This window comes from Pseudomonas brassicacearum (assembly GCF_000585995.1).
Lineage (GTDB): Bacteria > Pseudomonadota > Gammaproteobacteria > Pseudomonadales > Pseudomonadaceae > Aquipseudomonas > Aquipseudomonas brassicacearum_A.
On record NZ_CP007410.1, the window covers coordinates 4,967,021 to 4,992,639 of the forward strand.

Genomic DNA, 25,619 nt, shown 5'->3' on the forward strand with positions numbered 1-25,619 from the left:
CCGGCAAAAACGGCCGATAACCCGGTGTCGGACAGCGCAATGGCTGCCGAGGGCCGGCCTGGACAGGATTTTGCCGTTATGACTGAAACTGAAACTTCACCCGTCACCGCCGACGAAACGCCCACCGCTCCAGCAGTGGAGCAGCCTTGGGCGGATGTGCAGGCCGAGCATCACAAAATGCTCCGCCTGGCACCGCTCAAGACCGACCGTGCCACGGGTGTGCGGCCGCTGCGGTTTGTCGAATTCAGCTATGCCGAGCGCCACAGCAAAGAACGCAGTTTGCTGCGCATGAGCATTCATCTGCCGGGCCAACGAGTGCGCAAGGAACAGAATCATCTGGACGTCTGGGCCGATCACGTCGAAAAGCGCCTGTTTTTTTCTCCGGAAAGCCTGCAAGTCGAGCCGATGAACCGTGGCATCGGGCGTTTCCTGGCCGCCCAGGGTATCACCTGGGCCAAGAAGCGCTGGTCCAGTTACCGGGTGGACGGCGCCGATCTGAACAATAAAGATGCGTTGAACGAAGACACCCGCCTGCGCCGCGACCATTTCATGAAGGCCCACGGCTTCGAGGTGGTCTACGCCGACGCCCAGCACCTCAAAGGCAGCGTCAAGCCCACCCACGTTGGCGATCTGCTGGGGGACTGGAACACCGAAAAACTGCAGTTCGTTGAAATCCTCGAAGCCGCGCAGATGCTCCAACAAGCCGAGCAGAACCTGGCGGAACAGGAAGTCAAACTCAAGAAGCAGGAAGAAAAGGTCACCAAGTTCAAGCGCGAAGACGCCGGCCTGCGCTTCACCATCACGTGTCTGGTGGCCTTCGCCATGTTCCAGGCGGGGTTGCTGATCTGGATTGCGACGCGGCACTGATTCTCGGCGGTTTGACACATAACCCTGTGGCGAGGGAGCTTGCTCCCGCTCGGCTGCGCAGCAGCCGTAAAACCGGCGGATGCGATTGCCCTGAAAAATCACGATGCCCGGGTTTTCGGGGCCGCTTCGCGGCCCAGCGGGAGCAAGCTCCCTCGCCACAAAAGCCGCTCACCGTCGATCTGATCAAACCCGCGAAGCAAACAACCCCTGATGCTGGCGGCATTGCTCGGCGCTGAGCATGAATACCCCATGCCCGCCGCGCTCGAAATCCAGCCAGGCGAAATCGACTTCAGGGTACAACGCCTCGACATGCACCTGGCTGTTACCCACCTCGACAATCAACAAACCCTTCTCGGTCAGATGATCGGCCGCCTCGGCCAGCATCCGACGGACCAGGTTCAAGCCATCATCGCCACAGGCCAGGCCCAGCTCTGGCTCATGCTGGTACTCCTGCGGCATGTCGGCGAAATCTTCCGCGTCGACGTAGGGCGGGTTCGACACGATCAGGTCGAAACGTTGCCCAGGCAAGCCCTCGAAACCATCACCCTGAACGGTGAACACACGCTCGTCGACACCATGACGCTCGATGTTCTGATTGGCCACTTCCAGCGCTTCGAACGACAGGTCGGCCAGCACCACTTCGGCCTCGGGGAACTCAAAAGCACAGGCGATGCCGATGCAGCCGGAACCGGTGCAGAGGTCGAGAATCCGTGCAGGCTCCTGGCCCAGCCAAGGTTCAAAACGCTTTTCGATCAGCTCACCGATGGGTGAACGCGGGATAAGCACGCGCTCGTCGACAATGAACGACATCCCGCAGAACCAGGCTTCACCCAACAGGTAGGCCGCCGGAATGCGTTCCGCGATGCGCCGGCGCAGCAAGCGCTGCACGTGGACCAGCTCCTCGTCTTCGAGACGGCAATCCAGGTAGCTATCGGCAATTTCCCACGGCAAATGCAATGCACCCAACACCAGTTGGCGGGCTTCATCCCACGCGTTGTCGGTGCCATGACCGAAAAACAGATCCTCCCCGTGGAAACGGCTGACGGCCCAACGGATATGGTCGCGCAGGGTACGAAGGCGGGAAGTGATCACGGCGGCAAACTCCAGAAAAAACGACTGGCGAGTCTACCAGCCAAACGCCGCCCCACCCAAACAGGCCTCAAAGCCGAAAGAAAAACGCCGGACCAAACGTAGGATTTATCCGTTTTTTACGCAGCCCATTGAACAAGACGAGCATCTTGACAAGGCTGTAGGCCAGCAACGGCGGCCCTTGTGATGGAAGCGATTCACAGAACCGCTCAGCCAGAGGACAATGTCGCAAAAGCCCCACCCAAAGGAGCCCCAGAATGTCCGTTCCAAAAACGATGTTTCAACTCAGCGGCCGTGGTTACGCGGCGGCCAATCTGAGCCAAGCGACGTTGATCATCATCGATGCCCAGAAAGAATACCTCGCCGGGCCCCTGGCCTTGAGTGGCATGGATGCGGCCGTTGCGAACATCAAGCAATTGCTCGGTGCGGCCCGTGCCGCCAACCGGCCGATCGTGCATGTGCGCCACCTGGGCACCCATGGCGGGCTGTTCGATCCACAGGGCGAACGCGGGGAATTCATTCCGGGCCTCGAGCCCCAGGGCGACGAAACCGTGATCGAAAAACTGCTGCCCAGTGCGTTCCATGGCACCGATTTGAAAAAACGCCTGGAAGACCTCGGCCCCCTGGACCTGATCGTCTGCGGGTTCATGAGCCACTCCAGCGTCAGTACCACCGTGCGCGCCGCCAAGAACCTGGGCTTTCGCTGCACCCTGGTGGAAGATGCCTGTGCCACCCGTGACCTGCCGCACAAGGGCGGCGTCCTCAGCGCCGAACACGTACACCAGACCGAAATGGCCATCATGGCGGACAACTTCGCCACCCTGGCCCTGACCCGCGACTTCACTTGACACCCTTGGATGAGCGGCCCGCTGCGCCGCTCATCCGCCAATCCCTCTCATTTGCCGCAATTACCCTAGCCTCAGGAACAACCCGAACATCTTCCGGTCGAAGGGCCGATACCCATTGAGGAAGGTCGGAATGAAGTTATCCGATGGTTTTGACGCACGTCGCTTACGGCCCAAGGGCCCGAGCAACTGGCGTTTTCGTTTCGGCGCGGCAATCGCTGCGCTCCTGGCAACGCTCGGTGTACTGCTGGCGATGGCCGGTGCCGCCAGCCTGCTGGGTCGCCCGCCTGCAATGGGCGACCTGAACGCCACCCCGCTCGGTTCGGCGGTCATTCTGGCGATCGGTCTTCTCGTTTTGCTACTGGGCGTCTGGCTCTGGCGCCGTTGCCGCCGTCGCGCCCGCCAATCCCTGGAGCTGGCCATGGCTCCACACCTGATGAAAAAGCACGACTGACCCGCCATCCGACGTTTTGTCGCGCCTGATCCGCCAGGAGTTGGGTAAACTGGCCGGCCTTCGCGGAGGCTGACATGCAAGACGACGACTTTTCCCTGTTCAAAAGTGCGATCCAGGGCGTAAAACCGATCAAACACGATCGCGCCGAAACCGGCAAACCCAAGGCCGATCGTGCACAGATCGCCAAGCTGCGCCAGGCCGCCACCGTGCGTACCGATGCCACGACCGTAGACGGTTTGTCCGATCAGTTCGTGATCGACGTAGGACCGGAAGACGAGTTGATGTGGGCGCGCGACGGTGTCCAGGAAAGCCAGATGCGCAAGCTGAAGGTCGGCCAGATCCCCTTCGAAGGCAGCCTGGACCTGCACGGCATGACCGTGGAAAAGGCCCGGGAAACCCTTTGGGCGTTCCTGGCCGAAGCCACCAAGTTCGAAATCCGCTGCGTGCGCGTCACCCACGGCAAAGCCGTGCGACTGGACGGCAAGCGCCCGATGATCAAGAGCCACGTCAACACCTGGCTGCGCCAGCACCCGCAAGTGCTGGGCTTCACCTCCTGCCAGGCGAAACACGGCGGAGCCGGGGCGGTGTACGTGATGCTCAAGCGCACCATGATGGAAGGCCGCGACGAGTAGCGCCCGATTGCCGAGCTTGCAGCGCCGTGTCCGCCACCGTACCCTTGCCCTTTGCGTAAAATCCCACAGGTAGTTTCATGTCTCTGGAACAGAATTACACCGCGATTCTCGGCCAATTGGGCGAGGACGTTTCCCGCGAGGGCCTGCTCGACACGCCCAAGCGCGCTGCCAAGGCCATGCAGTACCTCTGCCGCGGTTATGAACAGACGCTGGAAGAAGTCACCAACGGTGCCTTGTTCAGCTCCGACAACAGCGAGATGGTGCTGGTCAAGGACATCGAGTTGTACTCGTTGTGCGAGCACCATTTGCTGCCTTTCATCGGCAAGGCCCATGTGGCGTACATCCCGAGCGGCAAGGTGCTGGGGCTGTCGAAAGTTGCCCGCATCGTCGACATGTACGCCCGTCGCCTGCAGATCCAGGAAAACCTCAGCCGCCAGATCGCCGACGCAGTCCAGCAAGTGACCGGCGCCCTGGGCGTGGCGGTGGTGATCGAGGCCAAGCACATGTGCATGATGATGCGCGGTGTGGAAAAGCAGAACTCCTCGATGATCACCTCGGTGATGCTCGGCGAGTTCCGGGAAAACGCCGCCACCCGCAGCGAATTCCTCAGCCTCATCAAGTAACCTGTCCCTTGAAGAAAACCGGCATTGATCGCCGGTTTTTTTTCGTCCGTGAAAAATCAGGTAAGCTGCGCGCCCTCTTCTTCCCTGCCGCGAGGCTTATACCGTGATCGTCAAAGCGCTTCGAGTTGGCCTGGGCCAGCTCATCATCTTCATCGACTTCATCACTCGCCCAAGCAAGAAACAGCGCCCGGCCGAGGCCCAATCGCAAGTGGATCAAGCGGCCCGCAGCCTGATGCTCTATCAGTTCCACGCCTGCCCCTTCTGCGTGAAGACCCGCCGCACCTTGCGCCGCCTCAACGTACCGGTGGCCCTGCGCGATGCAAAAAACAACCCGCAGGATCGCCAGACGTTGCTGGAACAAGGCGGCAAGATCAAAGTGCCGTGCCTGCGTATTGAAGAAGATGGCAAGACCACCTGGATGTATGAGTCCAAGGTGATCATTGAGTATCTGGATAAGCGGTTCTCTGCAGCCTGACAATTTTCTACTGTGGCTACTGGCCTCATCGCGAGCAAGCTCGCTCCCACAGTGGATTTGTGGATGATTGCAGATTTTCAATCAACACCGGCCCCCTGTGGGAGCGAGCTTGCTCGCGATAGGGCCAGCAAGACCACTGCAAAACCTCCTGATATCAAGCCGCTTTTGCAGCCAACGCCTCCCGCACCACCCCCGCCAACCGCTTGAGCCCTTCATCCAGCCGCGCCGGGTCGATGTGGCTGAAATTCAAACGCAGGTGCCCCGGATGCTGGTCCGGTTCGGGGAAGAATGGCTCCCCCGGCATGAACGCTACGTCGGCAGCCAGTGCGGCGGCGAGTAAGGTGCGGGTGTCCAGCGGTTGCTTGAGGGTCAGCCAGAAAAACAGCCCGCCCTGGGGCACGTTCCAGTCCGCGAGGTCGGCAAAATGCTTCTCCAGGGCGGTCTGGAAGCGGTCGCGACGATCCCGGTAGAAATCCCGTAACTCACTCAAGTGGTGGCGGTACTGCTCGGTGCCGATCCATTGCAGCGCCTGCCATTGGCCGATGCGATTGGTGTGCAGGTCCGCCGACTGCTTGAGCCGCAGCAGGTGCGGGAACAGATCCGGGCTGGCGATCAGGTAACCCACCCGTAGTCCCGGCAGAAGGGTCTTCGACACGGTGCCGGTGTAGATCCAACTGGCCTTGCGCAAGCGACTGACAATCGGCGTGGCGCTGCCGCCGTCAAAGGTCAATTCACGATACGGTTCGTCCTCAACCAGGGTGACGCCAAACTCGTCCAGCAGAGCCGCCACCGCATCGCGCTTGGCCTCGCTGTAGCGCACCGCCGACGGGTTCTGGAAGGTGGGAATCAGGTAGATGAACGCCGGCCGATGCCGCTCCAGCCGAGCCCGCAACTGGTTCAGGTCCGGGCCATCGGCTTCCAGGGGCACCGTGATGCAATCGGCGCCAAACAGCTGGAAAATCTGCAACGCCGCCAGGTAAGTGGGCGCTTCCAACATCACTTCAGTCCCGACGTCGATGTGCAACTTGGCCGCCAGGTCGAGGGTTTGCTGGGAGCCGCTGACCACCAGCACCTGGCTCGCTTCACAGGCCAGGCCCAGCGAGCGCGCCTGCGCCGCCAAAGCTTCGCGCAGGGCCGGCTCCCCTTCGCTCATGCCGTATTGGCCCATGGACACCGGCATGGCCGCCCAGTCCACTTTCGGCAACATGGCTTCGGCCGGCAGGCCCCCGGCGAACGACATCACTTCCGGGCGCTGCGCCGCGGCGAGGATTTCTCGGATCAGAGAACTTTTGAGGCGCGAGACACGTTCGGAAAAAGCCATGGGGTCACCTGTAGCGGGTCGCTGGAAAAATGAGTCAAACTGGTTGACCGAAATTACTCCGACCTCCGTGGATACGTCAATATGCTTGACCTTAAAAACCCAACCGCCCAACAAATGGCCATGGAAGCGTTCTTCTTCGGCTACCAGGCGTTCACCGCCAAGGCCGATGAAATGCTCGAGCGCCGGGGTTTGAGCCGGGTGCACCAGCGCATCGTTTTTTTTATCGCCCGCTACCCGTCCCTGAGCGTGAAAGAGTTGCTGGCGGTTCTTGGCGTGAGCAAGCAAGCGCTGAACATGCCTCTGCGGCAGTTGATGGAAATGCACCTGGTGAACAGTGTTGCGTCCGAGACGGACAAGCGTAAGCGGCTGCTGGAACTGACCGCCGAGGGCGAGCGCTTCGAGCAGGCGTTGCGGCGTGAGCAGGTGAAGTTGCTGGAGCGGGTGTTTGCCGAGGCTGGGGAGGAAGCGGTGAGTGGGTGGTTGGCGGTGAATCTGGCGCTGGGCAAGTCTGGCGACTGAAGGTGTCTGGTCCGACGCTATCGCGAGCAAGCTCGCTCCCATAGAGGACGTCGCCAGACACACATCTTGCATTTCACCACAGCCCATTGTGGGAGCGAGCTTGCTCGCGATAGCGCCCGCAAGGGCGATATATCCCTATCGCCAGACATTTCGTCGACAAAACAGAAAACATTATTTGCTTTATTTGTATACAAAAGCATAATTCGCTTCGTGCGAGTTCCTGACCAACAAGTCAACAAACTTCGCCAGCCTTACCGCCTCAAAGCCTCGCCAACCTTCTCAGGGAGGGTGCGGAGCTGGAAATAACAATAAAACTCTTGAGGAGTACTCGCTGTGGAAAGCCGCAAACCCGAAGCCCAGACGCTGGACCTTTCGCCGCCACTGCGCAGTGGCTGGCTGGAACGCCTCTTCAAACTCAGCGTGCATGGCACCACGGTGAAGACCGAGCTGATTGCCGGCCTGACAACCTTCATCACCATGGCCTACATCATTTTCGTCAATCCCAACATCATGGCCGACGCCGGCATCGACCACGGCGCCGCCTTCGTTGCCACCTGCATCGCCGCTGCCCTGGGTTGCCTGTTGATGGGGCTGTACGCCAACTGGCCGGTGGGCCTGGCGCCAGGCATGGGCCTGAACGCGTTCTTCACCTACACCGTGGTCGGCACCATGGGCTACAACTGGGAAACTGCGTTGGGCGCGGTGTTCGTTTCCGGTGTCTTGTTCATGTTCCTGACCCTGTCGCGGGTCCGGGAGTGGCTGCTCAACAGCATTCCGGTGAGCCTGCGGTTCGCCATGGGCGCGGGGGTCGGTTTGTTCCTCGGGCTGATTGGCCTGAAAACCGCCGGGATCGTCGTGGACAGCCCCGCGACCCTGATCAAGCTCGGCTCGTTGCGTGAGCCCGGTCCGCTGCTGGCTGCGGTGTGCTTCCTGATGATCGCCGTGCTCAGTTATCACCGGGTATTCGGCGCGATCCTGATCAGCATCATCGCCGTGACCCTGGCCGGTTGGGGACTGGGGTTGGTGCAGTACAACGGCGTCATGTCGACACCGCCGAGCCTGGCACCGACCTGGATGGCGATGGACGTAGCCGGTGTGTTCAACGTCAGCATGATCAGCGTGGTCCTGGCCTTCCTGTTCGTGCACATGTTCGACACCGCCGGCACCCTGATGGGCGTTGCCCAGCGCGCCGGACTGGTGAAAGCCGACGGCAAGATCGAGAACCTGTCCCGCGCCTTGAAAGCCGACAGCGCCTCCAGCGTGTTCGGCGCCATGGTCGGCGTACCACCGGTGACCAGCTACGTGGAAAGCGCCGCGGGTGTGGCCGCTGGTGGCCGCACGGGGCTTACCGCCGTGACCGTCGGTGTGCTATTTATTGCCGCCATGTTCTTCGCGCCGCTGGCCGGGATGATCCCGGCCTATGCCACCGCTGGCGCGTTGATCTATGTCGCCATGCTGATGATGGGCGGCATGGCCCACATCGAATGGGACGAACCGACCGACAGTATCCCCGCCATCGTCACGGCCATCATGATGCCGCTGACGTTTTCGGTCGCGGACGGTATCGCACTGGGTTTCATCACCTATGTGGTGCTCAAGGCCGGTACCGGTAAACACAAGGAAATCTCCGTCAGCCTGTGGGTGCTCTGCGCGATCTTCATCGCCAAGTTCATCTTCTTGTAAGCGATACACCTAGCCACCCGCCTCATCCCTCGGTTGAGGCTTTTGTACCTAAGGACCAAGCAATGAATCTGGAAACCTGGCTGTTGTTCAGCGGCGCCGCCTTGGTGGTGATCCTCATCCCCGGCCCCCTGTCGCTGTTGATGATCGGCAACAGCCTGAACTACGGCCTGCGTCGCTCGTACCCGGCGTTCCTCGGCGGGGTGATCGCCTCGATCTGCCTGTTGAGCGCGTCGGCGTTGGGGCTCGGTGCGTTGTTGATAGCCTCGGAGCAACTGTTCAGCGCCCTGAAGATCGTTGGTGCGCTGTACCTGTTCTACCTCGCCTGGCAGAGCTGGCAGCAATCGCGCCAGCCCGCCCAAGGCGCCGAAGTGCCCCAGGCCGCTGCCGCCCCGCGCTTTCGCGCCCTCTTCGGCCGGGCGTTCGTGCTGGGCGCCAGCAACCCGAAGGACATCCTGTTCTTTGCCGCTTTCCTGCCTCAGTTCTTGAGCGCTGAGCAAGCGTTCCTCCCGCAACTGTTGATCATGATCGCCACCTGGACCGTGCTCGACCTGCTGTGCAAGCTGGCCTACGGCCTCGGCGCCCATGGTGCCGCGCGGTATTTGCGTACGGGGAAAGGCCAGAGTTGGTTCAACCGCATCAGTGCCGGATTATTTGGCGGCGCGGGCGCAGCCTCTTTACTGTCCAGTCATTGAGCCTTGGGTTATTTACATCGGGCTTTTGCAAAACACGGCAACAACCAATCGATATACACCCTTCAGGAAAACACCTTAGATAGAGGGCCATTCACATCATCGTTGAACAAGGACGTTCACCATGGCCAAGGTTTTTTATCCCGACTCTGTTTCTGACGACCAAGCCGTAGTCATTACGGACATGGGCTTTCATACCAATGAATACACGGTCGAAACACTCGACTTCCGGGCGACCGATAAAACGCTGCTCAGCGCGGAACACAAACATCGGCAGACCCAACTCGACGTCGTAGATAAACTTTATGGCCCGCTCTCTATCGGCGCCGTGAAGGTGACCCGTTCAGCCCTGGACGCGTTGGGTGCAACGACCGATGGACAACCGCTGACAGGGGACAATACTTTTTTCCGCATCCCCAATCGTTTTTTTGTGAACTCCCTGCAGTTCTGCGCCGTTGCCATCGAAACACGTATAACGCTCACCCCCGACGTGGACGACTATCGGTTACTCACATTACTTTTCGAAATAGCGAGTCAACGTCGGCCCACGGCGCGCCCCTTGTTGAGGGGAAGTCCTGAGACACAGGCCGAACCAACCGGTTATCGAAGCACGCTTGAAAAGCTTTTAAACGCCGCCCAGAGACTCAACCTCCATACGGTCTCGCAAACCATGAGTTGGGTGAGCCAAGCGAAAAGCACCCTCCTCATCCCAACCGGACTTGGCCTCCAGGCCTTCGGCATCTACAGCGGTCTGCGAGGCCTGCAGGATGCCATCCAGAACAAGGACGCTTACCAGACGGTCTTCAACGGGGCCGGCGTGGCGGCCGAGATGGCCTCGATCGGTGTCGAGGCAGCGGTGACCCGACAAGCCACTCAGATGATCAAGGCCGGCCAGGGCTCCCTCAGGGATTTTGCCACCACAGGCTTCGCCATAAGGCTCGCCCGTGGAAGCAGCCTGATTGCCAGCGTACTGACACTGCCTTTCGACATCATCGCCGCTGTCGACTCTTTCAAGGCCGCCGCCCGCGCCACCGGCAAAGAAGCCACCGATCACTACGTCAGCGCCGCCTTGAGCGTCACCAGCGCGGCCATGAGCGTGACCCTCGGCACAGCGGCACTGGCAGGTTTCAGTTCGACCGGTCCTGTGGGCCTTGCCGCGGGGCTTATCCTGGTGGTTGGATCACAAATCTGGGGCGCGATTCGTCAAGTCGATGAAATCGACGACTACATAGAACTCACCGTACACGAGCGCCTCCGTACCGGTTGGCTCGCCTTCTGGGCAATCAGCCCTGATAAAGACATCCAGGATCGCTACATCATCGCCAAGGCAACTGCCGAACATACCAAGCGGCGGCGGGCCGATGCCTTGTACTTACTCAAAGGCCCATTGAAAGACAGCACTGAAGCGATCGTAAACGGTGCATTCACCGTAGAACTCGAAACGGTGATGTACAGCACTTGGAATTGGTGGACGGGAGAAAAATACCAGGCGACGACAGTACGTCCCAGGATCCAGGACAGCGACGACCGGATCGACGCGCGTAATGGCGTTACTGCTCAGACGCCCGGCGCAGTCATTGAAACGTCGGCGCAAGATAAAGGCATCCATTGGTATATCGGCGGTGGCGACGACACTGTTCTAGGCGCTGAAAACCAGCCAAATGTCTTCCACTACGGGGCGGGTGTTAAAAAACTCACCGGCGGCGTGAAGGATGACGTTTTTATCTTCGAGGGCTCGGCGGAATCCCTCAGTGGAAGCCAAACCCTTTCGACGAATACCCTGGTGGGTGGCTTGGGCAATGACACGCTCGTTTTATCGGGCCGCACCCGCAATAGTCAGGAGCCACGCCTGGGTTATCAGGTCGACCTGGAGGCCGGGCAAGTCTCCATCATCACTCATGCCAGTCACGACACAGAGAGCAGACACTATCGCCATGCGGTCCTTGAAGGCATTGAACATGTAGAAATCCCTGAGGGCGGTGCTAACGTCATCAAGGGTACCGCCGGCTCAAACATCATCAAATCCCGCGGCAATGATTCAATCGAGGCCGGCGCGGGAAATGACCGGATTTTTATTCTGAATGGAAACAACCACAACGCAGACGGTGGACCTGGCGATGATGTCTACGCCATCGCTCATAAACCCGGCTGTGTCTCCATCAGCGAAGACGGCGTAGGCAACAGCGTCATCGCATTGGACTGGAGAGCGGACCTGATTGAAAGCTGGCAAATTGAAGAAAATCACTTGGTGATTACTTCATGCTTTGATGCAAGCGACAGGGAGTTTCGCAAACTCACCATCAGGAACGTCTATGCACACACTGATTATCCAAGGCGCTTACAAAACAACAGGCTGACGTTCATCACCCAGGATGGCTACCATTTGGTTCCCGACCTGCCTGACATGATCGCGGACAGCAGCCCGCTGGACATTGAAACAATGGTGGTGCAGCAAGGAACACCGCGAAACCCGACCCTCCTGAAGGGGCGAAGCGAGCAACAGATCGCCCATGACAAGGACACGAGTTTTTATGTTTCACGTACTCATGAACTCACCACACTCAAGGTCAAACAAAAAAGCAAATTCTCCACCACTCTCCACCTGGACTACACCCACTCCGAACTGACACGTATCGAGGCTCATTACAGCGCCCACGTCATTCAGGAAAAGGAAGGGGACACCATAAAATATGGCGAATGTGGCCTGACCTTAGACTTTGGCGTTCGCCGAGTCGTCTTGAAGAACCTGGCAAGCTCCGATGAACGTTATAGCGCGCAAAGCAGCAAGACAGGACGGCGTGCATTTTCCGCGCTGGGTTCACTCCATACTTTTATCTTGATCATGAAGGATGGCTCGTCCTACCGCCTGGTCCAACCCTCGCCCGACTATGATCTGTTGCTGGACGAAACATTCATCGGTAAAGATCCGGTGGAGTGGAAAACAGAAGCGTCACAGTCACTCACGCCGACGAAAAAGAACTACGCCTACCTACAACCCTTGGACAAAAAACCCCACTACATGGGCAGCAGGGCAACCTGCGCCATGCTGACATCCCCCGCGGAACAGACGGGCATCGAAGTCCTGATTGGCGAAGGCTCCACCTACCTTGTTCACCTGAGCCCGGACATGACGTTACGCCTGTCCACGCCGGGTGCACTGGCCGGCGCCAATCCCCAGTTACCCAACGCCTCTACATGGGAGCTCGACGCCAGGCACCTCGGTCAAGTTGAGATAAAACTGTCCTCCAACCTGCTGCAGATCGGCGCAGCGATCATTCATCTCCCCGTCTATGAAACCGAAGACCTTGTCGACCAGGTACGCGTCATTACTGCCCAAGGAGTCGTTTATGCTGTCGACAGCCTGTTTGAGCGAGTTTATGTGGAAGCGCTCGATGGCCGGTATTTTGCCCCTCTCACCGATCCCAGCGCAGTATTGCCCAGTGCACTGTCCAGCCTGACATCCGAAGAACTGAAGGTGCTTCACATTGCCGTCAAGGATGGGTCTCCTGGCACCTTGAGCTATCACCTCAAAACCCGCAAATGGACCCTTGATACAGATAAGTCCCGAGTCATAGAGGCGGCGAACCTGAGAAAAACAAACCTGTGTGAGCACGCTCTCAAGATCTATCAGGATCTGGCTCGCGAAGGCCTCAATCAGACCCCACCCATGAGTGATGACGCCCTTCGTTTGTTGCGCACAAAGTGCACTGAATTAATGGAGAGCTTCACATTGGAACACTCGGTGAGGTTTGCCCGAGCGCTAGCACTGAGCGCGGTCTTCGGCATAAGGCTTTCTCAACTGAATTGGTTCCTCTCATTGGGTGAGGCCTCTTCCAAACGTACATAGCCTTCACAACTCTTTTTCGAAGGTTTTTCAGACGCCATATATATATGTAGTGCACCTGCCTGTTGGTTTTCCATGAACATTCTTAAGCCCGAGGCCTGCCAGCTATATGACAGGCCATTCGCTTCATGGCCACATGAAGCATCAATACTTAAGAGCAGGCGTTTTCAATGAGTCCAAGACGAAACACCCGGCCCAATATGCCAAAGTCGTCCCCTGATACACCTCACTCCAGTCGCGATACGCCACTGGAAACAATGCTCGGAATGCGGGGAGATGGGACCGATCAGGCGTCCGTCTCGCCAACCGGGCATCCCATTGAAGCCCGTGAATCTCAGCGCCCGACCATTCGCATATCCGAAATGGCATCACAGACCGCCATCAGTGATGCCCCCCTCTCGGTAACGCTGGACAACTATTACCTCTCACCCGAGCTGGTGCCCATGTTATCGGAGCCAGACCCAACCTCTGGAATCCGCACGTTCAGGACACGCACTTATGTCGATCTTTCAGAAGGTGGAACGGTGCTGCTGGGTCGTGATTCGGAGCAGAATTACAGAGCTCGCTCAGGCATCGAACTCGTCGCCTCCGGACCACGCCTGGAGCAAGTGGAAGGCAGCCATCTATGGCGTCGGATTGCGCACCGAGAGGTATTCAATAAAAACTGGGGGATTGACCCAAGGTTCACAGTGTCCGGCTTCATCACCCTGGACAATGTTCACTATAAGGTGGTGACACGCAGCGACGCGCGCGAACACCCGATCGCCTACATTCAGCCACCCACCCATCCCACCTATGATTTTGATCTGTTGGAAGCCACCCTCAGGCATACGCCTGACGAGCAACCCCGAGGCGCAGTGCAAATCCCACCGCACAACCATTGGGAAATTGACGCCCGGCTTCCCTTTGAAAAACCACTGACGGCTTACGTCAGGGATTGTTTTCCAGAGGTCACGACAACCACTCTGGAAAACATCGCAAGAAAGCAATTTGAACTCGCCAATGACGCACCGTTCGCCGATGCCGCGGGTTTGACTGCCCTGCGGCAGATTTTCAACAGCTGGAAAAACGCGACGCCCACGCCGCATCCACACTGGTCCGATCCGCTCTTGATGCTGCCGACGCTTGCGACCGCGTCCTCTTCCAGAGGGGCTGCCCGCTCGATAACGCTGCCCATCCCATCCTCAACGGGGACGTTGGAGCGGCTGGATTTTGATCCCCTGCGGTTCCAGCGACAGTGGCTGTTTTTCCAAACGACGTACACACCCGTGGAGTTCAAACGCTTTATGACCGCCCTTCTGACTCGCAATGGCTACACGGTCATGGAGCCAAGCTCCTACAATAGTTTTCCAGCGTTGGTATTCCAACGAGCAGGGCATGACTATGTATTTTTCATAAGCCTGCATCGCACCAGGATCCCAAAGATTTCCCTGCCAACGTACCTGGATCCCAATACAGCCGGCGTCCTCTTGGAAAACCAGATCGGCGAAGCCGCGGCGAAAGTCGTCAGGGAGGCCCACGCTGCCAACAAAATCATCTGGCTCAGAGGCGGTACCGAAATCCGTCCAGGCATTCCAGACACAGTCTTTATCATCCGGGATGACTATTCCAGGCTGTAAATACGCCGCAAAAAAAAGCCCGCAGTGTGGGCGGGCGAAAACCAAAGAAGCGCTATGCGCAGTCGCTTCCAGGACAAGGCAGTTGCTCCGGGGATCAACTGCCTCGATAGGTTGAATAGGCGTAAGGCGAAATCAGCAGGGGTACGTGGTAATGCTCCTGCTCGGCCGACAAGCCGAAACGCAGTACCACTACATCCAGAAACGCCGGTTCGGACAACTGGACGCCACGGGCGCGGTAGTAATCGCCAGCGTGGAATTGAATCTGGTAGACCCCGGTACGGTAGTCATCCCCTTGCAGCAACGGCGCATCGCAACGACCATCGCTGTTGGTCTGCGCGTTGGCGACCAGGTGCAATTGCGAACCTTCCACACGGTACAGCTCGACCTTGATCGAGCTGCCCGGGCAGCCGTGTGCGGCATCCAAAACGTGAGTAGTCAAACGTCCCATAGATTGTGCGAGCCTCGCTGCTGGGCAGCCCGGCCCGACGCCTCCTGAATCAGTTGAAAGACAGGCCGCACCGTTTCGGAGCAGGAAACGTCACGGCGATGAACGAATTAAGACACTTTAAAAGAAAATTGTACACAATAAAAAACAGATATTTCCCCCGCACCTGTTCCGACCATGCTTTCTGTCCAATCTGAAGCCAAGCCAACGGATACGTTATCCTTCCACCGATTAATTGACCAGGTGGGGCAGGTTTCTTGCAGTGTAGACAAGCCAGGAGGCGCCTTGAAAAATGCAAAAAATCAGGCTTACAAATCGCACATAAAGTTGTATACAATCACCCCATCGTCGTGACGCCAGCCTGTGACACATATCCAAGGCGCCACCAACATGGTTCGAACAAGAAGGAAGACTGCAGTGAGCGCTGACTACCCACGCGACCTGATCGGTTACGGCAGTAACCCTCCCCATCCCCGGTGGCCGGGCAATGCCCGCATCGCCCTGTCCTTCGTGCTCAATTACGAGGAAGGCGGCGAGCGCAACATCCTGCACGGTGACAAGGAGTCCGAAGCGTTCCTCTCGGAAATGGTCGCGGCGCAACCGCTGCAGGGCGAACGCAACATGAGCATGGAATCGCTGTACGAGTATGGGAGCCGTGCTGGTGTCTGGCGGGTCCTCAAGTTGTTCAAGGAATTCGACATTCCCCTGACCATCTTCGCCGTGGCCATGGCCGCCCAGCGCCATCCTGACCTCATTCGCGCCATGGTCACCGCCGGTCACGAAATCTGCAGCCACGGCTATCGCTGGATCGACTACCAATACATGGATGAAGCCCAGGAACGCGAGCACATGCTCGAAGCGATCCGCATCCTCACCGAAATCACTGGCGAGCGCCCGCTGGGCTGGTACACCGGCCGCACCGGGCCCAACACCCGTCGGCTGGTGATGGAAGAAGGCGGTTTTCTCTATGACAGCGACACCTACGACGACGACCTGCCCTACTGGGAGCCGAACACGCCCAACGGCAAGCCGCATCTGGTGATCCCGTACACCCTCGACACCAACGACATGCGCTTCACCCAAGTGCAGGGTTTCAACAAGGGCGACGATTTCTTCCAATACCTCAAGGACGCCTTCGATGTGCTGTATGCCGAAGGTGCCGAGGCGCCGAAGATGCTGTCCATCGGCCTGCACTGTCGGCTGATCGGCCGCCCGGCCCGCCTTGCTTCCCTCAAGCGTTTCCTCGAATACGCCAAGGGCCACGAGCAGGTCTGGTTCAGCCGTCGTGTCGACATCGCCCGCCACTGGCAGCAGACCCACCCCTGCCCGGAAGCGGTGAAACCAGGAGCGTCGAAATGACTGCGTTCCAGACGCTCAAGCCTTCCACCTTGGGCCGCGAAGCGTTCGTCAACGCCTTCGCCGATATCTACGAACATTCGCCATGGGTCGCCGAAAAGGCGTTCGACCTGGGCCAGGACCCGTCGATCGACCAGATCGAAAACCTGCACCAGCGCATGAGCGATATCCTGTTGAGCGCCGATCACGCCAGCCAGCTGGCCCTGATCAACGCTCACCCGGACCTGGCCGGCAAAGCCGCCGTCCAGGGCCAACTGACCGAAGCCAGCACGAACGAACAGGCCGGCGCCGGTATTCACCAATGCACGGCCGAAGAGTTTCAACGCTTCACCGAGCTGAACGACGCCTACAAGGCCAAGTTCAAGTTTCCCTTCATCATGGCGGTAAAAGGCAGCAACCGGCACCAGATCCTCGCGGCGTTCGAAACGCGCATCCATCACTCGGTAGACACCGAATTCAAATGCGCGCTGGCAGAGATCAACAAGATCGCGTTGTTCCGACTACTGACCCTTTAGCGAGCAGCCTCCTGCAAGCATCCCCAGCCAACTTATTTAAAGGCAGACAAGAAGAATGAAAGCTTACGCCGTACCTTTCGAGAAGTTCGTCAACCTGGCCGACGCCCGCCTGGGCACCCGGATCATCTCGGTCACAGATGACTGGTTCGCCGACGCCAACCGTCTGTTCCAGCCGACCCCGGCCGTCTGGAAGGAGGGTGTGTTTGATGACAACGGCAAGTGGATGGACGGCTGGGAGTCGCGCCGCAAGCGTTTCGAAGGCTACGACAGCGCAGTGATCCGCCTGGGCGTGGCGGGTTCGATCAAAGGCGTGGACATCGACACCTCATTCTTCACCGGTAATTACCCGCCCTCGGCCTCCCTCGAAGCTTGCTTCCTGACTGAAGGCGAGCCGGACGAAAACACCCAATGGACGGAAGTGCTGTCGGCCGTCGAGTTGCAAGGCAACAGCCACCACTACCATGAGATCAGCAACGACCAGGCCTTCAGCCACTTGCGTTTCAACATCTACCCCGATGGCGGCGTGGCCCGGTTGCGGGTCTACGGCATTCCGTACCGCGACTGGTCGGCCGTCGGCGACAACGAACAGATCGACCTGGCCGCCGCCCTCAACGGAGGCCGTGCCCTGGCCTGCTCCGACGAGCACTTCGGCCGCATGAGCAACATCCTCAACCCGGGTCGTGGCGTGAACATGGGCGACGGCTGGGAAACCGCCCGTCGGCGTACCCCGGGCAATGATTGGGTGATCGTCGCCCTGGGCCATGCCGGCACCGTTGAGCAAGTCGTCGTCGACACCCTGCACTTCAAGGGCAACTACCCGGACAGTTGCTCGATCCAGGGCGCCTTCGTCAAGGGCGGCACCGACAGCCAGATCGAAACCCAGTCGCTGTTCTGGCGCGAACTGCTGCCGAGCCAGAAGCTGGAGATGCACGCCGAGCACACCTTCGCCGAGCAGATCAAGGCCCTGGGACCGATCACCCACATCCGCCTGAATGTGTTCCCGGATGGTGGCGTGAGTCGTCTGCGGGTGTTGGGCAAGGTATCGAAGTAAACACCGCACCTGTGGCGAGGGAGCTTGCTCCCGCTGGGTCGCGAAGCGGCCCTCAAAATGGGACTGCTGCGCAGTCCAGCGGGAGCAAGCTCCCTCGCCACAAAAGCTGAACAAACGACACAGATTTTTTTGGATAAGAAGACCAGCATGCGCACACTCAAGATCGAACCGTTGACCAAAGAAGCCTTCGCCCCGTTCGGTGACGTGATCGAAACCGACGGCAGCGATCACTTCATGATCAACAATGGTTCGACCATGCGTTTCCATCGCTTGGCGACGGTGGAAACCGCCACGCCAGACGACAAGGCGATCATCAGTATCTTCCGCGCCGACGCGCTGGAGATGCCGTTGACCGTGCGCATGCTGGAGCGCCATCCGCTGGGCAGCCAGGCGTTCATTCCGCTGCTCGGCAACCCCTTTCTGATCGTGGTCGCGCCACTTGGCGATGCACCTGTATCAGGTTTGGTCCGCGCCTTCGTCACCAATGGCAGGCAGGGCATTAATTACCATCGCGGCGTCTGGCACCACCCGGTGCTGACGATCGAAAAGCGGGATGACTTCCTGGTGGTTGATCGCAGTGGCACAGGCAATAACTGCGATGAGCATTTTTTCAAAGAGGATGAATTTCTAATCCTCGCCCCCCACCAATAAGAGAAGGTCCGATCACGCGAAAACAAGCGTGACGGGCGAGAGGTAAAGACTGTGGAAGCACATATGCTGGAATGGCTGAACCTGAGCGTACGCTGGGTTCATATGATCACTGGCGTGGCTTGGATCGGCGCGTCGTTCTACTTCGTCTGGCTGGAAAACAACCTCAATCGCGTCAACCCCCGAAGCGGCCTGGCCGGTGACCTGTGGGCCATCCATGGCGGCGGCATCTATCACCTGGAAAAATACAAACTCGCGCCACCGTCCATGCCGGACAACCTGCACTGGTTCAAGTGGGAAGCCTACTTCACCTGGATGTCGGGGATCGCGCTGCTGTGCGTGGTGTTCTATTGGAACCCGACCGTGTACCTGCTGGCCCCCGGCAGCGGCCTGAGCGGCCTCGAAGGCGTCGCCCTGGGCATCGGCTCGTTGTTCGTCGGCTGGTTCGTCTATTCCTTCCTGTGCGACTCGGCCCTGGGCAAGCGCCCTGCCCTGCTCGGCCTGATCCTGTTCGTGCTGTTGATCGCCGCCGCCTACGGGTTCAGCAAGGTGTTCAGCGGTCGCGGCGCCTACCTGCATGTCGGGGCTGTCATCGGCACGATCATGGTCGGCAACGTGTTCCGCATCATCATGCCGGCCCAGCGCGCGCTGGTGGCGGCCATCACCGAGAACCGCACGCCCGATCCAGCGTTGCCGGCCAAGGGCCTGCTGCGCTCGCGCCACAACAACTACTTCACCCTGCCGGTGCTGTTCATCATGATCAGCAACCACTTCCCGAGCACTTACGGCAGCCAGTACAACTGGTTGATCCTGGCCGGTATCGCCGTGGCGGCGGTGTTGGTGCGGCATTACTTCAACACGCGCCATGACAGCAACCGGTTTGCCTGGACGCTGCCGGTCGGCGCCCTGGCGATGATCTGCCTGGCGTATGTCACGGGTCCCAAACCGATGCCCAGCGCACCGGAAGTGGCCAAGGCACCCGGCGTGATCGAGTACCAACCGTTGCCGGAAACGGCAGTGGGCGGTGGCGCAAAACCGGCGACGGCCCCTGCCGCACCGGCTTCGGCGCCCACCCAGGCCGCCAACGCCCAAGGCCCGTCGTTCGAGAAGGTCCACAGCGTGATCCAGGAACGCTGCTCGGTCTGCCACTCGGCCAAGCCCACCAGCCCGTTGTTCAGCGCGGCGCCGGGGGGCGTGATGTTCGATACGCCGCAGCAGATCCAGCAACAGGCCGCGCGCATCCAGGCCCAGGCCGTGACCAGCCAGATCATGCCCTTGGGCAACATCACCCAGATGACCCAGCAGGAGCGCGACCTGATCGGCGCCTGGATCAACCAGGGCGCGCGCACCAACTGAGCCGCGCCCCAAATTCGCCGCGAATGCGCCGTTGCAGGGCACTTTAGCCCGTCAGGGCAAGCCTGTATCCTGCGCGGCCGTTCGCATCCGGGCACCGTAAAAACCATCGAATCCTGACCGAAACGCCAACTTACCCCGGCATCACGGGGGATATTTTCGACTGTTCCAAATAGCTGGACGAGCTTTTTCCGGCCTTGGCGCAGCTCTTGCTATCAGCATCTGCCACAAACGAAAAGCTGACCGAACGGATGTTTTTCTACGTCGGAAAACAGCGCCACACCAGAGCGCTGACCTTAAAAAATTGCGGTACCACTTACCTTTGGGAGCAAACCGAATGAAACGTACGTGCACCAGCCTGATGTTCGCCGGATCCTTGCTGGCGGGGGGCCAGGCGATGGCAGATGACCTGTTCCAATGGCAGAACAACAGCCTGACCTATCTCTATGGCAAGGACTTCCAGGTCAACCCACGCATCCAGCAGACCGTGACCTTCGAACACGCCGACGCCTGGAAATACGGGGACAATTTCTTCTTCCTCGATCGGATCTTCTACAACGGCCAGGACGACAGCCAGTCCGGCCCGAACACCTACTACGGTGAGTTCAGCCCGCGCCTGTCGTTCGGCAAGATCTTCGACCAGAAGCTGGAACTGGGTCCGATCAAGGACGTGCTGCTGGCCATGACCTATGAGTTCGGCGAAGGCGACAACGAGTCCTACCTGATTGGCCCGGGCTTCGACCTGGCCATTCCCGGCTTCGATTACTTCCAGCTGAACTTCTACAACCGCCAGACCGAAGGCCCACGCGCCGGCGACAATGTCTGGCAGATCACCCCGGCCTGGGCCTACACCATTCCAATGGGCTCATCCGACCTCCTGATCGACGGTTTCATCGACTGGGTGGTGGACAACGACAGCAATTCCAAGGGCACCTACCACGCCAACCTGCACATCAACCCGCAGATCAAATATGACCTGGGCAAGGCCTTGAAACTCGGCGCCAAGCAGTTGTATGTGGGCGTGGAATATGACTACTGGAAGAACAAGTACGGGATCGAAGACAGCGAAGGGTTCAAGACCAACCAGAGCAACACCAGCTTCTTGCTCAAGTATCACTTCTGACCTGATTCAGTCTCAGCTTAATCCCGAACCTGGAGCCCGCCACAAATCCCCTGTGGGAGCGGGCTTGCTCGCGAAAGCGGTGGATCAGCTTGCACTGATGTTGAATGTGCAGCCGCCTTCGCGAGCAAGCCCGCTCCCACAGGGGCTCGGGATGGAATCACCCCTGAGCCAACCCCAAAAACCGGCTCAACGCCTCACGCTGCGCCAACGCATCCTGCCGTCCCAGCTCGATCAGCTCGCTGCAATACCCCGCCTCGAATAGCAGGTAACTCAGCACCCCCGCACCGCTGGTCTTGGTCGCGCCCGGCCCGCGCAGAAATACCCGCAGCGCACGAGGCAGTTCCTGGCGATGCCGGGCCGCAATTTCATCGATGGGCTGGCTGGGCGAAATCACCAGCACCTCCACCGGCGCCGCCCCCAAGGCATGGGCCGGTACATCATCGGGCAACAGGTGGCTGAAGCCGTTCAGGCGCTGAAGCAACTCGATATCGCTTTCCAGGCTGTCAATGAACGTGCTGTTGAGCATATGGCCGCCGATCTGCGCCAGGGTCGGTTGCAGTCCGGTGTAGCTGCGCTCCAAAGGATCCTGCCCACCCGCACCACGCGGGTTGCCGCTGACGCCGATGACCAGCACTCGATTGGCCCCCAGGTGCAGGGCCGGGCTGATGGGCGCCGATTGACGCACGGCGCCGTCACCGAAGTATTGCGGGCCGATCTTGACCGGTGCAAATAACAAGGGAATCGCCGAGCTGGCGAGCAAATGCTCCACCGACAATAGCGTCGGCACGCCGATGCGCCGGTGTCGCAGCCAGGCGTCGATGGTGCCGCGCCCTTGATAGAACGTCACGGCTTGGCCGGATTCATAACCGAACGCCGTCACCGCCACTGCCCGCAATTGCTGCTCAGCGATGGCCTGCTCGATACCCGAGCCGTGGAATTGTGCCTGGAGCAGCTCGCGCAATGGCGAACTGTCGATCAGCGCCACCGGCAACTTGGCCCCCAGGCCCAGCAGGCTGTGGGTGATGAAACGCGTCGCCTGCGCTATCACGCCGCGCCAGTCGCTGCGCATCACCTGATGGCTGCGCACCGCTTGCCAGAAGGCGGTCAGGCGTTCGATGGCAGTCTTGAAGTCCATCGCCCCGCTCGCCAGGCTGACCGCGTTGATCGCCCCGGCCGAAGTGCCGACGATCACTGGAAATGGATTGTGCGCCCCATCGGGCAGCAATTCGGCAATTGCCGCCAATACCCCCACTTGATACGCCGCCCGAGCCCCGCCGCCGGAAAGAATCAAACCTGTAACCGGTTCAGCTGGGGTCATCGCAACACTCCGTGCTCAAGATGCGGCTCAAAAAAACGGACTCAACCGCGTTTTTCGTACAGTTTCGGCTCACCCGGCGGACGGCTCTTGAAGCGCCGATGAGCCCAGAGGTATTGCTCGGGGCAATCGCTCACCGAGCGCTCTACCCACTGATTGATGCGGATGCAATCGGCTTCCTCGGTCTCGCCCGGGAAATCTTCCAACGGCGCCTGGATCACCAGACGATAGCCGCTGCCATCGGCCAAGCGCTCCTGGACGAAGGGCACGACCAACGCCTTGCCCAGGCGGGCGAACTTGCTGGTGGCGGTGACCGTCGCGGCCTGGATACCGAACAATGGCACAAACACGCTTTGCTTGGCGCCGTAATCCTGATCCGGCGCATACCAGATCGCCCGACCGGCCCGCAGCAACTTGAGCATGCCTCGCACGTCGTCGCGCTCCACCGCCAGGGAATCGAGGTTGTGCCGCTCGCGGCCGTGGCGCTGGATGAAGTCGAACAGCGGGTTCTTGTGCTCGCGGTACATGCCATCGATGGTGTGCTGCTGGCCGAGCAGCGCCGCGCCGATTTCCAGCGTGGTGAAATGCAACGCCATCAGGATCACGCCCTTGCCTTCGCGCTGGGCCTGCTTGAGATGTTCCAGTCCTTCGACATGGGCCAGCTTCGCCAGGCGCGAACGCGACCACCACCAGCTCATGGCCATTTCGAAAAAAGCGATGCCGGTGGAGGCAAAGTTTTCCTTGAGCAAACGCTTGCGCTCGGCAGGGGATTTTTCAGGAAAACACAGTTCCAGGTTGCGCCGGGCGATGCGCCGTCGGTCGCCTGCCACCCGGTACATCAGCGCACCCAGTGCACGCCCTACCCGCAGCAGCAGCGGATAAGGTAACTGGACGATCAGCCACAACAGCCCCAGGCCGCACCACAGCAGCCAGAAACGCGGATGAAAAAAAGCAGCTCGTAAACGCGGGCGATCCATTAAAGCTTCCACAAAGGCATGGGCCGCGCATTCTACATTGTTCGACCCGGGTTGCGGCTGGCGGACGTTCTCGTTATAAGTCTCGGCACTTTTAGTGACAAGCCGTTGTACGCCGACCATGAGCCAAACCGAACCGCTAGACCAAGATCCCGTGTTCCAGCTGAAGGGCAGCATGCTCGCCATTACGGTGCTGGAACTGGCCCGCAACGACCTGGAGAGCCTCGACCGGCAGCTGGCGGCCAAAGTCGCCCAGGCCCCGAACTTCTTCAGCAATGCCCCGCTGGTGCTGGCGCTGGACAAGCTGCCGGCCGGCGAAGGCGCGGTGGACCTGCCGGGCCTGATGCGCGTTTGCCGCCAGCATGGCCTGCGCACCCTGGCGATCCGCGCCAGCCGCATCGAAGACATCGCCGCCGCCATCGCCGTGGACATTCCGGTGCTGCCGCCGTCCGGTGCCCGGGAGCGTCTGCTGGAGCTCAACCCGGTCGAAGCGAAGAAAGCCCCGGAAAAACCACCGGAGCCCACCATCAAGCCCACCCGCGTCATCACCTCGCCCGTACGCGGCGGACAGCAGATTTATGCCCAGGGTGGCGATTTGGTCATCGTGTCCTCGGTCAGCCCAGGCGCGGAACTTCTGGCCGATGGCAATATCCATGTATACGGCCCGATGCGCGGCCGTGCGCTGGCCGGTGTCAAGGGTGATACGAAAGCCAGGATCTTCTGTCAGCAATTGAGCGCTGAACTGGTCTCCATCGCCGGGCAGTACAAGGTTTCCGAGGATCTACGCCGCGACCCGTTGTGGGGGGCCGGCGTCCAGGTCAGCCTGTCGGGCGACGTGTTGAACATCATTCGGCTTTAACGGATACTGCCGCATTTTCCAAGCATCTCTAAAACGTAGCGAAAACGGCTTAAACGACGTAGGAAACAGGATCAGGCAGTGTTTACCGGAGGTAGACCCCGCCCACCATCCGATTCCAGCCAAGCCTGTCCAATTGCAGCAGTTTTCCAGAGATGTTTTTCAGGGCTGACAAAGTCCTTTTTCCTTAGGGGTGAAACACCTTGGCCAAGATTCTCGTGGTTACATCCGGCAAGGGTGGTGTGGGTAAGACCACCACCAGCGCCGCTATCGGTACCGGCCTCGCTCTGCGCGGCCACAAAACAGTCATCGTTGACTTCGACGTCGGCTTGCGTAACCTCGACCTGATCATGGGTTGCGAGCGTCGCGTGGTCTATGACTTCGTCAATGTGGTCAACGGTGAAGCGAACCTGCAGCAGGCCCTGATCAAGGACAAGCGTCTTGAGAACCTCTACGTGCTGGCCGCCAGTCAGACCCGCGACAAAGACGCGCTGACCCAGGAAGGCGTGGAAAAAGTCCTGATGCAACTCAAGGAAGACTTCGAGTTCGTGGTCTGCGACTCCCCGGCCGGTATCGAGAAAGGTGCCCACCTGGCCATGTACTTCGCCGATGAAGCGATTGTCGTGACCAACCCGGAAGTCTCGTCGGTACGTGACTCCGACCGTATGCTGGGCCTGCTGGCGAGCAAATCCCGTCGCGCCGAGCAAGGCGAGGAGCCGATCAAGGAACACCTGCTGCTGACCCGCTACAACCCACAACGGGTCAGCGACGGCGAAATGCTCGGCGTCGAAGACGTCAAGGAAATCCTGGCGGTCACCCTGCTGGGTGTGATTCCGGAATCCCAAGCGGTACTCAAGGCCTCTAACTCCGGCGTGCCGGTGATTCTCGACGACCAGAGCGACGCCGGTCAGGCGTACAGCGATGCGGTCGATCGCCTGCTGGGCAAAACCGTGGAGCATCGTTTCCTCGATGTAACGAAGAAAGGCTTCTTCGAGCGCCTGTTTGGAGGTAGGTAATGAACCTTTTTGACTTCTTTCGTGCCAACAAGAAGCCCAGTACCGCCTCGGTCGCGAAAGAGCGTCTACAGATCATCGTGGCGCACGAACGCGGCCAACGCAGTACCCCTGACTACCTGCCAGCCTTGCAGAAGGAATTGGTGGAAGTGATCCGCAAGTACGTCAACATCGGTAGCGATGACGTGCATGTGGCGCTGGAAAGCCAGGGCAGCTGCTCGATTCTGGAACTCAATATCACCCTGCCGGATCGCTGATAGATCCTGCGGGAGCCACGGCGGCTCGGGTCCCCACAGCCTTTTTTTGTGGG

The 25,619-nt window shown here is 59.5% G+C and carries 25 protein-coding genes; 20 read left to right on the forward strand and 5 right to left on the reverse strand.

Going from position 1 to position 25,619, the window contains the following annotated elements; genetic code table 11:
- The first annotated feature begins 78 nt into the window (after positions 1-78).
- Complete coding sequence (locus tag CD58_RS21170) at positions 79-867, forward strand: hypothetical protein (protein ID WP_025214967.1); 789 nt, start codon at positions 79-81, stop codon at positions 865-867.
- A 183-nt stretch (positions 868-1,050) separates the two neighbouring features.
- Here CD58_RS21170 and prmB read toward each other — a convergent pair whose 3' ends face one another.
- Complete coding sequence (gene prmB / locus CD58_RS21175) at positions 1,051-1,959, reverse strand: 50S ribosomal protein L3 N(5)-glutamine methyltransferase (RefSeq protein ID WP_025214968.1); 909 nt, start codon at positions 1,957-1,959, stop codon at positions 1,051-1,053.
- 254 nt (positions 1,960-2,213) lie between these two features.
- On the opposite strand from prmB, the gene CD58_RS21180 reads away from it, so the two are divergent.
- The 5 genes from CD58_RS21180 (at position 2,214) to CD58_RS21200 (ending at position 4,985) form a co-directional block, all read left to right on the forward strand.
- The gene (locus CD58_RS21180; RefSeq protein ID WP_025214969.1) at positions 2,214-2,804 is read left to right on the forward strand and encodes a cysteine hydrolase family protein; all 591 of its coding nucleotides are present in this window, start codon (positions 2,214-2,216) and stop codon (positions 2,802-2,804) included.
- A gap of 130 nt (positions 2,805-2,934) precedes the next feature.
- A complete protein-coding gene (locus CD58_RS21185; protein WP_025214970.1) occupies positions 2,935-3,255 on the forward strand; it encodes a hypothetical protein in 321 nt (106 codons plus the stop codon).
- Positions 3,256-3,329: 74 nt separating this feature from the next.
- Positions 3,330-3,887 carry a Smr/MutS family protein gene (locus CD58_RS21190; protein WP_025214971.1) on the forward strand — a complete coding sequence of 186 codons (558 nt, stop codon included), beginning with the start codon at positions 3,330-3,332 and terminating at the stop codon, positions 3,885-3,887.
- Positions 3,888-3,964: 77 nt separating this feature from the next.
- Positions 3,965-4,510, forward strand: coding sequence for a GTP cyclohydrolase I FolE (gene folE, locus CD58_RS21195; protein WP_003204506.1), 546 nt, complete (start codon positions 3,965-3,967; stop codon positions 4,508-4,510).
- 103 nt (positions 4,511-4,613) lie between these two features.
- The gene (locus CD58_RS21200) at positions 4,614-4,985 is read left to right on the forward strand and encodes a glutathione S-transferase N-terminal domain-containing protein (RefSeq protein ID WP_025214972.1); all 372 of its coding nucleotides are present in this window, start codon (positions 4,614-4,616) and stop codon (positions 4,983-4,985) included.
- 154 nt (positions 4,986-5,139) lie between these two features.
- Here CD58_RS21200 and CD58_RS21205 read toward each other — a convergent pair whose 3' ends face one another.
- Positions 5,140-6,306 (reverse strand): PLP-dependent aminotransferase family protein, encoded by a 1,167-nt coding sequence (locus tag CD58_RS21205; RefSeq protein ID WP_025214973.1) that lies wholly within the window; start codon positions 6,304-6,306, stop codon positions 5,140-5,142.
- An 81-nt stretch (positions 6,307-6,387) separates the two neighbouring features.
- Between CD58_RS21205 and CD58_RS21210 the strand changes: the two genes are divergently transcribed.
- The 5 genes from CD58_RS21210 (at position 6,388) to CD58_RS21230 (ending at position 14,660) form a co-directional block, all read left to right on the forward strand.
- A complete protein-coding gene (locus CD58_RS21210; RefSeq protein ID WP_025214974.1) occupies positions 6,388-6,825 on the forward strand; it encodes a MarR family winged helix-turn-helix transcriptional regulator in 438 nt (145 codons plus the stop codon).
- 333 nt (positions 6,826-7,158) lie between these two features.
- On the forward strand, positions 7,159-8,508 hold the full coding sequence (locus CD58_RS21215; protein WP_025214975.1) for an NCS2 family permease: 1,350 nt from the start codon (positions 7,159-7,161) through the stop codon (positions 8,506-8,508).
- Between the two features lie 62 nt (positions 8,509-8,570).
- Complete coding sequence (locus tag CD58_RS21220) at positions 8,571-9,200, forward strand: LysE family translocator (protein WP_025214976.1); 630 nt, start codon at positions 8,571-8,573, stop codon at positions 9,198-9,200.
- A 121-nt stretch (positions 9,201-9,321) separates the two neighbouring features.
- Positions 9,322-13,044, forward strand: coding sequence for a calcium-binding protein (locus CD58_RS21225; protein ID WP_025214977.1), 3,723 nt, complete (start codon positions 9,322-9,324; stop codon positions 13,042-13,044).
- 167 nt (positions 13,045-13,211) lie between these two features.
- Positions 13,212-14,660 (forward strand): hypothetical protein, encoded by a 1,449-nt coding sequence (locus CD58_RS21230; protein ID WP_144238602.1) that lies wholly within the window; start codon positions 13,212-13,214, stop codon positions 14,658-14,660.
- Positions 14,661-14,754: 94 nt separating this feature from the next.
- Here the strand turns inward: CD58_RS21230 and uraH are convergent, their stop codons facing one another.
- Positions 14,755-15,108 carry a hydroxyisourate hydrolase gene (uraH, locus tag CD58_RS21235; RefSeq protein ID WP_025214979.1) on the reverse strand — a complete coding sequence of 118 codons (354 nt, stop codon included), beginning with the start codon at positions 15,106-15,108 and terminating at the stop codon, positions 14,755-14,757.
- Positions 15,109-15,522: 414 nt separating this feature from the next.
- On the opposite strand from uraH, the gene puuE reads away from it, so the two are divergent.
- The 6 genes from puuE to CD58_RS21265 all read left to right on the forward strand — a co-directional run bounded on the left by puuE (position 15,523) and on the right by CD58_RS21265 (position 21,151).
- Positions 15,523-16,464: an allantoinase PuuE gene (puuE, locus tag CD58_RS21240; RefSeq protein ID WP_025214980.1), complete on the forward strand. Its 942-nt coding sequence runs from the start codon at positions 15,523-15,525 to the stop codon at positions 16,462-16,464.
- Positions 16,461-16,976 (forward strand): 2-oxo-4-hydroxy-4-carboxy-5-ureidoimidazoline decarboxylase, encoded by a 516-nt coding sequence (gene uraD, locus CD58_RS21245; protein WP_025214981.1) that lies wholly within the window; start codon positions 16,461-16,463, stop codon positions 16,974-16,976. Before puuE ends, uraD begins: the two co-directional genes overlap by 4 nt.
- 55 nt (positions 16,977-17,031) lie before the next feature.
- Entirely contained in the window at positions 17,032-18,027 is a 996-nt protein-coding gene (alc, locus tag CD58_RS21250) for an allantoicase (protein WP_025214982.1), read from the forward strand.
- Between the two features lie 147 nt (positions 18,028-18,174).
- The gene (locus CD58_RS21255; RefSeq protein ID WP_025214983.1) at positions 18,175-18,678 is read left to right on the forward strand and encodes an ureidoglycolate lyase; all 504 of its coding nucleotides are present in this window, start codon (positions 18,175-18,177) and stop codon (positions 18,676-18,678) included.
- Positions 18,679-18,729: 51 nt separating this feature from the next.
- Entirely contained in the window at positions 18,730-20,031 is a 1,302-nt protein-coding gene (locus tag CD58_RS21260) for a urate hydroxylase PuuD (protein ID WP_025214984.1), read from the forward strand.
- Between the two features lie 334 nt (positions 20,032-20,365).
- Positions 20,366-21,151 carry an outer membrane protein OmpK gene (locus CD58_RS21265; protein ID WP_025214985.1) on the forward strand — a complete coding sequence of 262 codons (786 nt, stop codon included), beginning with the start codon at positions 20,366-20,368 and terminating at the stop codon, positions 21,149-21,151.
- Between the two features lie 157 nt (positions 21,152-21,308).
- Here CD58_RS21265 and CD58_RS21270 read toward each other — a convergent pair whose 3' ends face one another.
- A complete protein-coding gene (locus CD58_RS21270; RefSeq protein ID WP_025214986.1) occupies positions 21,309-22,469 on the reverse strand; it encodes a patatin-like phospholipase family protein in 1,161 nt (386 codons plus the stop codon).
- A gap of 41 nt (positions 22,470-22,510) precedes the next feature.
- Positions 22,511-23,443 carry a lipid A biosynthesis lauroyl acyltransferase gene (locus tag CD58_RS21275; protein ID WP_025214987.1) on the reverse strand — a complete coding sequence of 311 codons (933 nt, stop codon included), beginning with the start codon at positions 23,441-23,443 and terminating at the stop codon, positions 22,511-22,513.
- A 118-nt stretch (positions 23,444-23,561) separates the two neighbouring features.
- On the opposite strand from CD58_RS21275, the gene minC reads away from it, so the two are divergent.
- The 3 genes from minC to minE all read left to right on the forward strand — a co-directional run bounded on the left by minC (position 23,562) and on the right by minE (position 25,566).
- Entirely contained in the window at positions 23,562-24,299 is a 738-nt protein-coding gene (minC, locus tag CD58_RS21280) for a septum site-determining protein MinC (protein WP_025214988.1), read from the forward strand.
- Between the two features lie 200 nt (positions 24,300-24,499).
- Positions 24,500-25,312: a septum site-determining protein MinD gene (minD, locus tag CD58_RS21285; RefSeq protein WP_025214989.1), complete on the forward strand. Its 813-nt coding sequence runs from the start codon at positions 24,500-24,502 to the stop codon at positions 25,310-25,312.
- Entirely contained in the window at positions 25,312-25,566 is a 255-nt protein-coding gene (gene minE, locus CD58_RS21290) for a cell division topological specificity factor MinE (protein ID WP_003179111.1), read from the forward strand. The genes minD and minE overlap by 1 nt, the downstream gene beginning before the upstream one ends.
- Positions 25,567-25,619 lie beyond the last annotated feature (53 nt).